Annotated in this window: 12 protein-coding genes; 10 read left to right on the forward strand and 2 right to left on the reverse strand. The window is 64.3% G+C overall.

Annotated features, from left to right (window positions below):
• Positions 1-26 precede the first annotated feature (26 nt).
• From L6Q67_RS19490 to ccsB, 3 genes are all read left to right on the forward strand, one after another.
• Entirely contained in the window at positions 27-662 is a 636-nt protein-coding gene (locus L6Q67_RS19490) for a c-type cytochrome (RefSeq protein WP_296573503.1), read from the forward strand.
• Between the two features lie 116 nt (positions 663-778).
• Positions 779-2818 (forward strand): cytochrome c biogenesis protein ResB, encoded by a 2040-nt coding sequence (locus L6Q67_RS19495; protein ID WP_296573507.1) that lies wholly within the window; start codon positions 779-781, stop codon positions 2816-2818.
• A gap of 14 nt (positions 2819-2832) precedes the next feature.
• Positions 2833-3972 (forward strand): c-type cytochrome biogenesis protein CcsB, encoded by a 1140-nt coding sequence (ccsB, locus tag L6Q67_RS19500; RefSeq protein ID WP_296573510.1) that lies wholly within the window; start codon positions 2833-2835, stop codon positions 3970-3972.
• Here the strand turns inward: ccsB and L6Q67_RS19505 are convergent.
• Complete coding sequence (locus L6Q67_RS19505; protein WP_296573513.1) at positions 3957-4811, reverse strand: ferritin-like domain-containing protein; 855 nt, start codon at positions 4809-4811, stop codon at positions 3957-3959. The two genes, ccsB and L6Q67_RS19505, sit on opposite strands and share 16 nt — an antisense overlap.
• A gap of 43 nt (positions 4812-4854) precedes the next feature.
• Entirely contained in the window at positions 4855-6216 is a 1362-nt protein-coding gene (ffh, locus tag L6Q67_RS19510; RefSeq protein ID WP_296573515.1) for a signal recognition particle protein, read from the reverse strand.
• Between the two features lie 38 nt (positions 6217-6254).
• On the opposite strand from ffh, the gene L6Q67_RS19515 reads away from it, so the two are divergent.
• The 7 genes from L6Q67_RS19515 to L6Q67_RS19545 all read left to right on the forward strand — a co-directional run bounded on the left by L6Q67_RS19515 (position 6255) and on the right by L6Q67_RS19545 (position 13397).
• Positions 6255-7082, forward strand: coding sequence for an inner membrane protein YpjD (locus tag L6Q67_RS19515; RefSeq protein WP_296573520.1), 828 nt, complete (start codon positions 6255-6257; stop codon positions 7080-7082).
• 52 nt (positions 7083-7134) lie between these two features.
• The gene (locus L6Q67_RS19520; RefSeq protein ID WP_296573522.1) at positions 7135-8406 is read left to right on the forward strand and encodes a CNNM domain-containing protein; all 1272 of its coding nucleotides are present in this window, start codon (positions 7135-7137) and stop codon (positions 8404-8406) included.
• A gap of 92 nt (positions 8407-8498) precedes the next feature.
• A complete protein-coding gene (gene pilB, locus L6Q67_RS19525) occupies positions 8499-10217 on the forward strand; it encodes a type IV-A pilus assembly ATPase PilB (RefSeq protein WP_296573525.1) in 1719 nt (572 codons plus the stop codon).
• Between the two features lie 22 nt (positions 10218-10239).
• Positions 10240-11484 (forward strand): type II secretion system F family protein, encoded by a 1245-nt coding sequence (locus L6Q67_RS19530; RefSeq protein WP_296573527.1) that lies wholly within the window; start codon positions 10240-10242, stop codon positions 11482-11484.
• A 22-nt stretch (positions 11485-11506) separates the two neighbouring features.
• On the forward strand, positions 11507-12358 hold the full coding sequence (locus tag L6Q67_RS19535) for an A24 family peptidase (protein ID WP_296573532.1): 852 nt from the start codon (positions 11507-11509) through the stop codon (positions 12356-12358).
• Between the two features lie 111 nt (positions 12359-12469).
• Positions 12470-12736: a zinc ribbon domain-containing protein gene (locus L6Q67_RS19540; RefSeq protein WP_296573535.1), complete on the forward strand. Its 267-nt coding sequence runs from the start codon at positions 12470-12472 to the stop codon at positions 12734-12736.
• Between the two features lie 25 nt (positions 12737-12761).
• Positions 12762-13397, forward strand: a complete 636-nt coding sequence (locus L6Q67_RS19545) for a DUF502 domain-containing protein (RefSeq protein WP_296573538.1) — start codon at positions 12762-12764, stop codon at positions 13395-13397.
• Positions 13398-13413: the final 16 nt, after the last annotated feature.

Here is a 13413-nt window from a genome sequence, read left to right on the forward strand (position 1 = left end):
CCACATTCTTGGCTTCCGAGGACATCATGATCAAGCGTTCCCTGCTGCTTTCACTGCTTCTGGCCACCGGCGCGGTTCAGGCTCAAGACAAGGCCGCCGCCCAACCCGACCTGGCCAAGGCGAAACAGACTGCAGAACAGGTTTGCGGCGCCTGCCACGGCACCGACGGCAACAGTCAGATTCCCGTCAACCCGAAACTCGCGGGCCAGCATGCGGAATACCTCTACAAGCAGCTGAAGAATTTCAAGAGTGAAGGCGGCGTCCCCGCCGAGCGTGCCAACCCGGTCATGGGCGGCATGGCTGCCGGCCTCTCCGACGCCGACATGAAGGGCCTGTCCAGCTACTTTGCCAGCCAGACCCTGAAGCCCGAATCCGCCAAGAACAAAGCGTCCATCGAGCTCGGCCAGAAGCTCTGGCGTGCCGGTGACCTGAAGCGCGGCATCCCCGCCTGTGCAGCCTGCCACGGCCCCGCCGGCGCCGGCCTGCCCGCCCAGTACCCGCGCCTGTCCGGCCAGTTTGCCGACTACACCGAAGCCCAGCTGAAGGCCTTCCGTGCCGGCGAACGTGCCAACGATCCGGCCAAGATGATGCGCACCATCGCCCTGAAGATGACCGACCCGGAAATCAAGGCGGTCGCCGACTACGCAGCCGGCTTGCGCTGAGTCAAGGCGCCCCCGGGCGCCAATCGGCTAGAAAGAAGGGGTGGTCTCGAGGCCACCCTTTTTCATTTCCCGCCCCCTGCTCCACCGGATCAACCGCCCTCGCCGCGAAGCCCGTCATGCGACACCGCAGCACCTCCCGCGCCCTGTACGAGCTGCTCAGCTCAATGCGTTTTGCGATCAGCCTGCTGACCCTGCTCGGCGTCGCGTCCATCATCGGTACGGTGGTCAAGCAGAACGAGCCCTACAACAACTACCTCAACCAGTTCGGCCCCTTCTGGTTTCCGATCTTCGAGAAGCTGGGCCTCTACTCGGTCTACAACTCCTTCTGGTTTCTCACCATCCTGGGATTTCTGGTGCTGTCCACCAGCGCCTGCATCGTGCGCCAGGCGCGGCCGATGGTGAAGGACATGAAGGGCTTCCGGGAACATGCCCGGGAGAGCTCCCTGGCCAGCTTTGCCCATCAGGCCCGGCTGCCGGTGAGCCGGCCGGCGGCCGAGGCCCGGGCCGCAACCCTGGCCTACCTGACAGCCAACGGCTTCACCACCCGCGAAAACACTCGGGAAGATAGCGTCCTGCTGGCGGCCAAACAAGGCAGCTGGACACGTGTCGGCTACTTCCTGGCCCATGGCGCCATCGTGCTGATCTGCATCGGCGGGCTGCTCGACGGCAACCTGCCCCTCAAGATCCAGATGGCCCTGGGCGGCAAGCAGCTCACCACGGGCAACCAGCTGATCGCACAGATCCCGCCCGAAAGCCGGCTGGGGGTGGACAACTGGAGCTTCCGCGGCAACGTCTTCATCCCCGAAGGCAAGAGCGCCAACACGGCCGTGCTCAACGTGCAGGACGGCATCCTGCTGCAGGACCTGCCCTTCACCGTATCCCTGCGCAAGTTTCACCTGGAGCACTACGAGAGCGGGATGCCCAAGCGCTTTGCCAGCGACATCCTGATCACCGACAACGCCAGCGGCAAGTCGGTGGAGAAGACCATCGAGGTGAACAAGCCCTTCGAGTTCGCCGGCGTGATGATGTACCAGGCCAGCTTTGAGGACGGGGGTTCGCGCCTGCGCCTGCTTGGTCATGATCTGCGCGGCGGCAGCCGCCCGCCCTTCCCCGCCGAGGCGGTGGTGGGTGAAGCGGTGGCGCTCAAGGAGGCGGGGCTCGACTACACCCTTGAGCTCGGCAGCTTCCGCGCCTTCAACATCGAGAACATGGCCGTCGACAAGCCGGAAGCCGAGGCCGGCAGCCTCGCCCGCCTCGACAAGCACCTTGGTAGCGGCGCCCGCTCGCCGGCGGACAAGGACATGCAGAATGTCGGCCCGAGCATCCAGTACAAGCTGCGCGATTCCGCCGGTCAGGCGCGGGAATACCAGAACTTCATGCAGCCCATCCTGCAGGACGGGGCCTGGTATCTGCTGACGGGCATGCGCAACGATCCGTCGGCGCCCTTCCGCTTCATGCGCATCCCTATGGACGACGATGGCCGCCCGGACAGCTGGTTTGCCATCCGCCGGGTGCTGCTCGACACGGCCCGCCACCCGGAAATCGCCCGGCGCTTCACGGCCACCGCCCTCGGTGCGGAAGCCGGCCCCGAGGTGCTTGGGCGCATGCAGGAGACCACGGCACGCACCCTGGAGCTGTTCGCCAAAGGGGGCTTCGAGAGCCTGGGCAAGTTCATCGAGAGCACGATCCCCGAAGCCGAGCGGGACAAGGCTGCCGACGTCTTCATCAAGATCCTCGAAGGCTCGGCCTGGGAGGCCTGGAAGATGGCCCGCACCGACGCAGGCCAGCCGGCCATCGCACCGGCGGCGCAACATGCCCGCCTGCTGCGCGACACCCTCAACGCCACCAACGACAGCCTGCACTATGGCGCACCGGTGTATTTCCAGCCCACGGGCTTCGATGAGGTCCGCGCCACCGTGCTGCAGGTCACCCGCTCTCCCGGCAAACCCATCGTTTACCTGGGGTCCCTGTTCCTGGTGCTGGGCGTGTTTGCCATGCTGTACATCCGCGAACGTCGCCTCTTCGTGCTGATCAAAGATTCCGGAGAAGCCCTGGTGGCTCTCAGTTCAAATCGCAAATCGATGGATGTGGACGAGAGCTTCCGGCGCCACCGGGACGCCCTCGCCACCCTGCTCAATCCCGCCCCCCGCCCCTGACCCGAGGTCTCGCCATGGAAATCGCCCACAAGGACAGCGCCGCCCTTCTGCGCCGCCTCAACCCCGGTGACTGGCTGTACGCCCTGGCGCTTGCCGGCGGCGCCCTGTTTGCCCTGCGCCAGTACGGGGGCTTCATGGACATCTACGACAAGGCCATCCTGCTGTTCACGGTGCCGGGCCTGGCTGCGATGGGGTTTGCATGGAAGCCCTTCCGGGTTTTCCTGGCGGCCGCCACGGCCCTGGCACTGGCCAGCATTGCCCTCTACCAGGGTGACCTGGCCCGGGCCGAGCAGGTGTTCTTCCTGAAGTACCTGATATCCAGCCAGACGGCGATCATGTGGATGAGCGCCCTGTTCTTCATCGCCACCGGCGCCTTCCTACTGGGCCTGGCGGCGCGCTCCGACTTTGCCGACGCCACCGGTTCGGCGCTCACCTGGTGCGCCGTGACCATGGGCACCACGGGGCTGATGGTGCGCTGGTACGAGAGCTACCTGATCGGCACCGATGTGGGCCACATCCCCCTGAGCAATCTGTACGAAGTCTTCGTGCTGTTTGCGCTGATGACCGGCCTGCTCTACCTGTACTACGAGGGCCGCTACGCCACCCGCCGGATGGGCGCCTTCGTGCTGCTGGTGATCTCGGCGGCGGTGGCCTTTTTGCTGTGGTACACCTTCAGCCGCGAGGCCCAGGAAATCCAGCCCCTGATCCCGGCCCTGCAGAGCTACTGGATGAAGGTGCATGTACCGGCCAACTTCATCGGCTATGGCGCCTTCGCGCTGGCGGCAATGGTCGGCGTGGCCGACCTGATGGTGCGCAAGGGCATCCTGGCCAGCCGTCTGCCGCCCGCCGAGGTGCTGGACGACGTGATGTACAAGGCCATCGCCATCGGCTTTGCCTTCTTCACCATCGCCACCATCCTGGGCGCCCTGTGGGCAGCCGAGGCCTGGGGCACCTACTGGCAGTGGGACCCGAAAGAAACCTGGGCCTTCATCGTGTGGCTCAACTACGCCACCTGGCTGCACATCCGCCTGACCAAGGGCCTGCGCGGGCCCATGCTGGCCTGGTGGGCGATTGTCGGGCTGGTGGTCACGGCCTTTGCGTTTGTCGGGGTCAACATGTTCCTGTCAGGCCTGCACTCCTACGGCTCGCTCTGATCCGGCCGGGCCGCCCGGAAGGCGGCCTTGCCGGCCTCCAGGCGGGCAATCTCCGCATCACTGAAGCCCGCCTTCCGGCGGGCTTCGACATTCAGGGGGCGCGGCGGCCAGGGGGCGTCGAAGCGCGCCATCAGGGCCAGATAGGTGGCTTCCGGCTCCAACCCGCGCCCGGCGCAGAAATACCGGAACCAGCGGTCGCCCAGGGCCACGTGCCCGATCTCGTCGCGCAGGATGATGTCCAGCACGCCGATGGTCGCCTCATCACCGATGCGGCGCAGGGCTGCGACGATGGGCGGAGTGGCATCCAGCCCCCGCGCCTCGAGCACCCGGGGCACGAGGGCCATGCGGGCCAGGGGGTCATCGGCCGTCTTGACGGCCATCTCCCAGAGGCCGTTGTGGGCCTGAAAATCGCCGTAGGCATAGCCCAGATCACGCAGCCGGGCCTCGACGAGGGAGAAGTGATAGGCCTCCTCGGCGGCCACTTCGAGCCAGCCGGTGTAGTAGTCCCCAGGCAGGCCGGCGAAGCGGTAGACGCAATCGAGAGCCAGGTTGATGGCATTGAACTCGATATGGGCGATGGCGTGCAGCAGCGCCGCATGCCCCTCCGGAGAGGCGGGCTTGCGCCGTGGCAGCGTGGTGTGGGGAACGAGTTCAGGGCGAGGCGGGCGCCCCGGGTCGACAAGCGCCGGGGACTGCAGCCCGGCAACAGGAAGGTCAAACGCCCCGGCCCGCCAGTCGGCCAGCAGGGCGTCGGCCTTCGCCGCCTTGACGGCGGGCTCGCAGGCCATCAGCGCCTCAAGGGCACGGGTTTGAAGATCCGGAGCTTGTGTTTTCGCCATGGGAGCGGAGGGTATCAGGCCCTGCGGCCCACCCCCCGCTGACTCAACGCAGGCCGCCACCGGGCATCAGGCCCTTCATGGCGCGCATCATCTTCTGCATGCCGCCCTTGGAGAACTGCTTCATCATCTTCTGGGTCTGTTCAAACTGGCCGAGCAGGCGGTTGACCTCCTGTACCGTCACCCCTGCGCCGGCCGCAATACGGCGCTTGCGGGAGGCCTTGAGAATCTCCGGCTTGGCCCGCTCGGCGGGGGTCATGGAGTTGATGATGCCTTCGATCCGCTTGACGGCCTTCTCCTCGACCCCGCCCTGGAGCTGACCCGCCGCCTGGGCAAACTGGGCGGGGAGCTTGTCCATCAGGCTGGACAGCCCGCCCATCTTCTTCATCTGGCCTAGCTGTTCCTTGAAGTCGTTGAGGTCGAAGCCCTTGCCGCTCTTGAGCTTCTGGGCAAACTCCTTGGCCTTCTCTTCATCCACGCCACGCCGGGCGTCCTCGACCAGGGACAGGATGTCGCCCATGCCGAGGATGCGGCTGGCCATCCGCTCGGGATGAAACTCTTCGAGGCCACCGAGTTTTTCGCCGACACCAGCAAATTTGAGGGGCTTTCCGGTGACGTGACGTACCGACAGCGCCGCACCGCCACGGGCATCGCCGTCGAGCTTGGTCAGGACGACGCCAGTCAGGGGCAGGGCCTCGTTGAAGGCCCGGGCGGTGTTGACCGCATCCTGGCCGAGCATCGCGTCGACGACGAACAGGGTTTCGATGGGATTGACCGCCGCATGCAGGGCCTGGATCTCTTCCATCATGGCCTGATCGATGGCCAGCCGGCCCGCCGTATCCACCAGCAGCACGTCCATGTAGTGACGACGGGCGTAATCCACTGCGGCACGGGCGATATCAACCGGCTTCTGATCGGGCGTGGACGGGAAGAACTCGATCCCGGCCTGCTGGGACACGGTCTGCAGCTGAGCGATGGCGGCCGGGCGATAGACGTCGGTGGAGACGGCCAGCACCTTCTTTTTCATCCGCTCGACCAGCATCTTGCCGAGCTTGCCGGTGGTGGTGGTCTTGCCGGCGCCCTGCAGGCCCGCCATGAGGATGATGGCCGGCGGCTGGGTGGCCAGGTTGAGGCCGCTGTGGGCGCCGCCCATCAGCTCGGTCAGTTCCTGGTGCACCACGCCCACCAGGGTCTGGCCCGGGGTCAGGGAGCTCAGCACCTCGGTGCCGACCGCCTTTTCCTTGACGCGGGCGATGAGGTCCTTGACCACCGGCAGGGCCACGTCGGCTTCGAGGAGGGCCATGCGGACTTCGCGCAGGGCGTCCTGAATGTTTTCTTCGGTAAGGCGCGCCTGACCCCGAAGGGTCTTGACGACTTTAGCCAGGCGGGTTGTGAGGTTATCCAGCATGATGGTTCGGGACCGAGGCCTTGGAGTAAACTTGAGGAATGGCCGCGATTCTACTTCATCTCCTCCCCGCCTCCCTGTATGCCATCCTCGGCGTGCATTTCTGGCATAGCCGCTGGCTGGCGCCAACCCGGGCACCCCGCCAGGGTCTGCTGCCCTGGGAACGGCTCGTGATGCTGGCGGCCCTGGTGGCCCACGGCTTCGCCCTGCATGGGGTGTTCTTCTCTTCCGACGGCATTCACTTCGGTTTCAGCCTGGCCCTGTCGCTGATGCTGTGGCTGGCCATGCTGTTCTACTGGATCGAAAGCCTGTACGCCCGGCTCGAAGGCCTGCAGACCCTGGCGATGCCCGCCGCCACCATCTGCGCACTGCTGCCGGCCTTCTTTCCAGACCAGCACCTGCTGACCAACGCCAACTCGCCGCTGTTCCGTGCCCACTTCGTGGTAGCCATGCTGGCCTACAGTCTGTTCACCCTGGCGGCGCTCCACGCCACCCTGATGGCCGTGGCCGAACGGCGCCTGCACGGCGCCCGGCTGACCCGCGCGTTCGCCTCCCTGCCACCGCTGCTGACCATGGAGACTCTGCTGTTCCGGCTGATCGGGATTGCCTTCGTGCTGCTCACGCTCACCGTGGGTTCGGGCATCCTGTTTTCCGAGGCGCTCTTCGGCAAGGCCTTCCGGCTGGACCACAAAACAGTGTTCGCCCTGATTTCGTGGTGCATCTTCGCCAGCCTGCTGGTGGGGCGCCACGCCTGGGGCTGGCGGGGCAAGAAGGCCCTGTACTGGACGCTCTCCGGCTTTGTGGCCCTGATGCTGGCCTACGTGGGCAGCCGCTTCGTGGCGGAAGTCCTGCTTTCCCGGCCAGCTTGACAAGCCCGAACCCGGACTGAATACTGGTTCGACGCTACCCGCTCCACATCACTTGAACAGCATCCCCCTCTCCGCCCAGCTGGCAGTCCTCGTCACGCTGCTGGCCTTGTCCGGCTTCTTCTCCATGGCCGAGACATCCATGATGGCGGCGAACCGCTACCGTCTCCGCTCTGCCGCCAATCTCGGGTCACGCGGCGCGCGCCTGGCCCTGGAGCTTCTCGGCAAGACGGACAAGCTGCTCGGCATCATCCTGCTGTGCAACAACCTGGTGAACGCGGCCGCAGCCACCCTGGTGAGCGTCATCACCATCCAGCTCTTCGGCAGCGAGGAGTGGGTGCTCGGCGTCAGCACCCTGGTCGTCACCTTTCTCATCCTGGTGTTCTCCGAGATCACCCCGAAGGTCGTCGGTGCCAACCACGCCAACCGGCTCGCCTGCATCGTCAGCTATCCCCTGTCGGCGCTGCTCAAGGGGCTGTACTTCGTTGTCTGGTTCGTCAATCTCTTCGTTGCCGGCCTGCTCAGGCTGCTCCGCCTGCGCTCCAACAACCCGGATGCACACAGCTTGTCCACCGAAGAGCTCCGCACCATGGTGCTGGAGTCCGGGGCCTTCATTCCACCCAAGCACCGCAGCATCCTGCTCAATCTCTTTGAGCTCGAGGACATCACCGTCGAAGACGTGATGACGCCGCGCAACCAGATTGAAGCAGTCGACATTTCCGACCCCATCAACGTGATTCAGGGCCACCTGGCCACCTGCTACCACACCCGCCTGCCGGTCTTCGACGGCGAGATGAACGCAGTCATCGGCCTGCTTCATGTGCGCCGGATTCTCGCCCAGACGCTGGACCGCAGCCTGGAGAGCGCCGATATCCGGGACATGCTGACCAAGCCCTACTTCATTCCGGCCAGCACGCCGATCTATTCCCAGCTTCACTTCTTCCAGGAAAACCGCGAACGCCTCGGACTGGTGGTGGATGAATACGGCGAACTCCTGGGCCTGGTCACACTGGAAGACATCATCGAGGAACTCATCGGCAAGTTCACCACCAGCGCACCGGACTCCTCCGAGAAGCTGAGCTGGGACAAGAACAACAGCGTGATCGCCGACGGGAGCCAGCATCTGCGGGCTCTCAACCGCAAGCTCGGCCTCGACCTGCCCGTCGATGGCCCCAAGACCCTCAATGGTCTCGTACTGGAACACCTCCAGGACATCCCCGAATCGGGGGTCTCGGTAAAGATCGCCGGCGTGCCGATCGAAGTGGTCCAGGCCGAGGACCGACGCATCAAGACGGTTCGCATCTTCCGTCCCGCAGCGCCCCGATAACGCCACAGAGTGTTTCGCGGCTTTACAAGCCCTCCGCCTGACGGCATGATCCAGACGCATTTCAGGCCGACCTCTTCTATCCACGCTCCGGCATGTCCTCTCCCTCCCAAGCCGCCCTGAGCGGTCTCGCCCGCGCTTTCGTCCAGCATGGCAGGCTCCTTGAGGCTGAGGCGCTCGCCTGTTCGTCGCCGTCGGCCAATCCCAACGATTTCCTCGTCGAGGTCATCAACCGGGGGCTGATGAGCGCGTCCGACATCGCCCTCTTCGCCGCCGAGACCTTCGGTTCCCCCAGCCTCGATCTGGCAGCCTTCGACACCGCCCACCTGCCCACCGACGCCATCGACCGCAAGCTGATGATCAAGCATCAGGTCGTGGCCCTGGGGCGTCGGGGCAACCGGCTCAGCCTGGCCTTGTCCGACCCGTCCAATCTGCGCATCCTCGACGAGATCCGCTTCCAGACAGGTCTTGCCGTCGACCCGGTGGTGGTCGAGGTTCCCAAGCTGATGGCCCTGGTCGAGCAGCTGTCCGAGTCCGCGGCAACCACACTGCAGGACCTGACCGGCGAAGAGTTCGACATGGACCTCCTCGGCCAGGAAAGCGGCGGAGAGCAGGCTGCCACCCCGGACGAGGGTGCATCGGAAGTGGACGACGCACCCGTGGTGCGTTTCATCCAGAAACTCCTGATCGATGCCATCAACGAAGGCGCATCGGACATCCACTTCGAACCCTACGAGAAGTACTACCGCATCCGCTTCCGTACCGACGGCATCCTGCGCGAGATCGCCCAGCCGCCGCTGGTACTGAAGGAGAAGATCGCCGCCCGCATCAAGGTTATCTCGCGCCTCGACATTTCCGAGAAGCGCATCCCCCAGGACGGGCGGATGAAGCTGGTGCTGTCGAAAAACAAGGCCATCGACTTCCGCGTCTCCACGCTACCAACGCTGTATGGCGAGAAGATCGTGATGCGGATTCTCGACCCCTCATCGGCCATGCTCGGTGTCGATGCCCTGGGCTACGAGCCCGACCAACGGGCCGCACTGATGGATGCCGTACAACGCCCCTACGGCATGATTCTCGTCACCGGCCCCACAGGGAGCGGCAAGACGGTGTCCCTTTATACCTGCCTCAACATCCTCAACAAGCCGGGCGTGAACATCAGCACCGCGGAAGACCCGGCGGAAATCAATCTCCCGGGGATCAACCAGGTCAACGTCAATGAAAAAGCCGGCCTGACCTTCGCCTTTGCCCTGCGGGCCTTTCTCCGCCAGGATCCGGACGTCATCATGGTGGGTGAAATCCGCGACCTGGAAACCGCCGAGATCTCCGTCAAGGCAGCGCAGACCGGCCACCTCGTACTGTCCACCCTGCACACCAACGACGCCCCTTCAACACTCGAACGCCTCAAGAACATGGGCGTGGCGCCGTTTAACATCGCATCATCGGTCATCATGATCACCGCCCAGCGGCTCGCCCGCCGCCTGTGCTCGTGCAAGAAGCCCACCGACATCCCGATCGAAGCCCTGATGTCGGCGGGATTCACCGAAAGCGACCTGGATGGCACCTGGCAGCCCTATGGTCCGGTGGGCTGCGAGCGGTGCAAGGGCAGTGGCTACAAGGGACGCCTAGGCATTTACCAGGTGATGCCGATCTCCGAAGAGATCGCACGTATAATCATGACGAACGGCAACTCGATGGACATCGCCGCCCAGGCCCAGCTCGAAGGCGTCCGTGACCTTCGCCAGTCCGGTCTGCTCAAGGTGAAGCAGGGGATCACCTCCCTGACCGAAGTCCTCGCCTGCACCAACGAGTGATTGCTTCACGCGGAAACAACTGATGGCCACAGCATCCAACAAGAAAGCCCCGTCCCGCAGCGCCAACACGGCGCGCGAATACATGTTCGTCTGGGAAGGCAAGGACAAGACCGGCAAGATCATCCGCGGCGAAATGCGCGCAGCAACAGAGACCGTCGTCCAGACAGTACTGCGCCGCCAGGGCATCCTGACCCAGAAGATCCGCAAGCAGACTTTCTCCCGCGGGCGCAAGATCACCGACAAGGACATCGCGCTGTTCACCCGCCAGCTGTCCACCATGATGCGTGCCGGCGTCCCGTTGCTGCAGTCCTTCGACATTGCCATCAAGGGCTGCGGCAATCCCTCGCTTGCCCGTCTCCTCAACGACGTGCGGGCCAACGTGGAAACCGGCAGCAGCCTCTCCCAGGCTTTCCGGCGCCATCCGGTGCATTTCGATGCCCTCTTCTGCAACCTGGTAGCGGCCGGTGAACAGGCCGGCATCCTCGACTCTCTGCTCGACCGCCTGGCGACCTATAAGGAAAAGATCATTGCCATCAAGGGCAAGATCAAGTCGGCCATGTTCTACCCCGTCGCAGTCGTGGTCGTGGCGGCCTTGGTGGTGTCGGTGATGATGCTGTTCGTGGTACCTGAATTCAAGAAGGTTTTCTCCAGCTTCGGTGCAGAACTACCGGCGCCGACACTGTTTGTCATCGCCATTTCCGACTTCTTCGTCGCCTACTGGTATCTGGCGTTCGGAATCATCGCCGGTACGGTGATCGGGGTCGGGTATTCCTACAGGCGATCAACAGCCATGCAGGCAACGGTCGATAGGATGATCCTGCAATTCCCCGTTATCGGCGAAGTTATCCGCAAGGCCACCATCGCCCGCTGGACACGTACCCTCTCCACCATGTTCGCGGCGGGTGTGCCGCTAGTTGAGGCTCTCGACTCGGTAGGGGGGGCAGCAGGCAACGTAGTTTATAAAAACGCAACGAGACAGATCCAGGCCGATGTCAGTACCGGCACCAGCCTAACCGTTTCCATGCAAAACGCGTTGGTCTTCCCGACCATGGTCGTGCAGATGGTGTCCATCGGTGAAGAGTCCGGCCAACTCGACTCCATGCTCAGCAAGGTCGCCGACTTCTTCGAACAGGAAGTGGACGACGCTGTCGCCGGCCTGAGCCAGCTGCTGGAGCCCATCATCATGGTCTTCCTGGGGGTGGTGATCGGCGGTCTGGTGGTTGCCATGTACCTCCCCATCTTCAAGCTCGGCGCCGTCGTCGGCTGACAAACCTCTGCCCCCCTGCCCGATGGAAGCATTCAAGGACCCTCTCGTATTCGCGATCGGCTGCACGCTGCTCGGCCTGTTCGTGGGCAGTTTTCTCAATGTGGTGATCCATCGCCTGCCGCTGATGATGGAGCGGGACTGGCAGGCCGAGGCTGCAGCCCTGCGCGGCGAGGAGCCGGACGCCCAGGCGCCACGCTTCAATCTGGCCACACCGGGCTCACGCTGCCCCCACTGCGGCCACCCCATCGGCGCCCTCGAGAATCTGCCCATCCTGAGCTACGCGCTGCAGCGGGGACGCTGTCGTCACTGCAGCGGCCCGATCAGCATCCGCTATCCACTCATCGAGATCCTCTGTGCCGCGCTGTCCGGCTTTACCGCATGGCACTTTGGTTTCGGCCTGGCTGGCGCGGCGGCCCTGATCTTCCTGTGGGCCCTCATCGCCCTGTGCTTCATCGACCTGGACACCCAGTTGCTACCGGACAGCATCACCCTGCCCTTGCTGTGGGCCGGGCTGCTGTTCAATCTTTCCGGCACCTTCACCGACATTTCCAGTGCCGTGGCCGGTGCCGCAGCCGGATATCTCACCCTGTGGTCGGTTTTCTGGCTGTTCAAGCTCACCACCGGCAAGGAAGGCATGGGCTATGGCGACTTCAAGCTGCTGGCCGCGGTCGGCGCCTGGCTGGGCTGGCAGGTCCTGCCCCTGACCATCCTGCTCTCGTCGCTGGTCGGCGCCGTTGTCGGCATTGCGCTGATCGTTTTCCGTCGCCATGGACGCGAGACCCCCATCCCTTTCGGCCCCTACCTTGCCGCCGCCGGGCTGCTCGCCCTCTACTGGGGGCCCTCCCTGACCGAGGCCTACCTGGGCATGCTCTGACCCACTGCGCTTGAAACACCGGCTTCCGCCCCCATCTCCGCGGAAGAGGGTCTGTTTCGCCCGATGTTGCGATGCGCTAAACTTCGTCCCATTGACTTCCCGGAGCTCGTCATGCCCATCTACGAGTATCGTTGCGCCGCCTGCGGCCACCAAAAAGACCATCTTCAGAAAATGAGCGATCCCGCGCTCACCACCTGTCCCGCCTGTGGCGCCGAGAGCTACGCCAAGCAGCTGTCCGCCGCCGGCTTCCAGCTCAAGGGCAGCGGCTGGTACGCCACCGACTTCAAGGGTGGCAGCAGTGCCAGCCCTCGCTCCGAACCCGCCAAGGCCGAAGCGCCTGCCGCCACCCCCTGTGGCGGCAGCTGTGCGTGCCACTGAGGGCGACGCGCGCGTAATCGGCTGAATGAAAAAATATTTCGTAACCGGACTGCTGATCTGGATTCCGCTGGTCATCACCTTCGTGGTGCTGGCCTGGATCGTCAATACCCTTGATCAGATCCTGCTCCTCGTCCCGGCCACAGTCCGGCCGGAAGCCTTCTTCGGTTTCCACGTCCCCGGAATCGGCGTCCTTGTCTCCTTGGTACTGATCCTGATCACCGGTCTGGCTGCCGCCAACTTCGTCGGCCAGCGCATGGTCCGCTTCTGGGAGAGCCTGCTGTCGCGCATCCCGGTGGTCAAGTCGATCTACTACAGCGTCAAGCAAGTCTCAGACACCCTGCTGTCCAGCAACGGCCAGGCCTTTCGCAAAGCGCTTCTGATCCAGTACCCGCGGGAAGGCATGTGGACCATCGGCTTCCAGACCGGCACGCCGGGTGGCGATGCAGCACATCACCTGGGCAGCGATTTCGTCAGCGTCTATGTGCCCACCACGCCGAACCCCACCTCGGGCTTCTTTCTGATGCTGCCCCGCAAGGACGCCATCGAACTCGACATGAGCGTCGATGAAGCCCTCAAGTACATCATCTCCATGGGCGTCGTGGCCCCCCCGCCCCACCGGACAACGGCGCCCCGGCCCGCTGCAGCCCTTCTGAATCAATAAACGCGGTTGTTTCCGG

The organism is Zoogloea sp. (assembly GCF_023150065.1).
In the GTDB taxonomy this organism is placed as follows: domain Bacteria; phylum Pseudomonadota; class Gammaproteobacteria; order Burkholderiales; family Rhodocyclaceae; genus Zoogloea.

What these genes read in the sequence shown, in the direction of transcription:
- pilB (WP_296573525.1), top strand. Translation starts at nt 8,499, where the DNA reads ATGTCCTCTCCCTCCCAAGCCGCCCTGAGCGGTCTCGCCCGCGCTTTC.
- L6Q67_RS19515 (WP_296573520.1), top strand. Translation starts at nt 6,255, where the DNA reads ATGGCCGCGATTCTACTTCATCTCCTCCCCGCCTCCCTGTATGCCATC.
- ccsB (WP_296573510.1), top strand. Translation starts at nt 2,833, where the DNA reads ATGGAAATCGCCCACAAGGACAGCGCCGCCCTTCTGCGCCGCCTCAAC.
- L6Q67_RS19545 (WP_296573538.1), top strand. Translation starts at nt 12,762, where the DNA reads ATGAAAAAATATTTCGTAACCGGACTGCTGATCTGGATTCCGCTGGTC.
- L6Q67_RS19530 (WP_296573527.1), top strand. Translation starts at nt 10,240, where the DNA reads ATGGCCACAGCATCCAACAAGAAAGCCCCGTCCCGCAGCGCCAACACG.
- ffh (WP_296573515.1), bottom strand. Translation starts at nt 6,216, where the DNA reads ATGCTGGATAACCTCACAACCCGCCTGGCTAAAGTCGTCAAGACCCTT.
- L6Q67_RS19495 (WP_296573507.1), top strand. Translation starts at nt 779, where the DNA reads ATGCGACACCGCAGCACCTCCCGCGCCCTGTACGAGCTGCTCAGCTCA.
- L6Q67_RS19535 (WP_296573532.1), top strand. Translation starts at nt 11,507, where the DNA reads ATGGAAGCATTCAAGGACCCTCTCGTATTCGCGATCGGCTGCACGCTG.
- L6Q67_RS19540 (WP_296573535.1), top strand. Translation starts at nt 12,470, where the DNA reads ATGCCCATCTACGAGTATCGTTGCGCCGCCTGCGGCCACCAAAAAGAC.
- L6Q67_RS19490 (WP_296573503.1), top strand. Translation starts at nt 27, where the DNA reads ATGATCAAGCGTTCCCTGCTGCTTTCACTGCTTCTGGCCACCGGCGCG.
- L6Q67_RS19505 (WP_296573513.1), bottom strand. Translation starts at nt 4,811, where the DNA reads ATGGCGAAAACACAAGCTCCGGATCTTCAAACCCGTGCCCTTGAGGCG.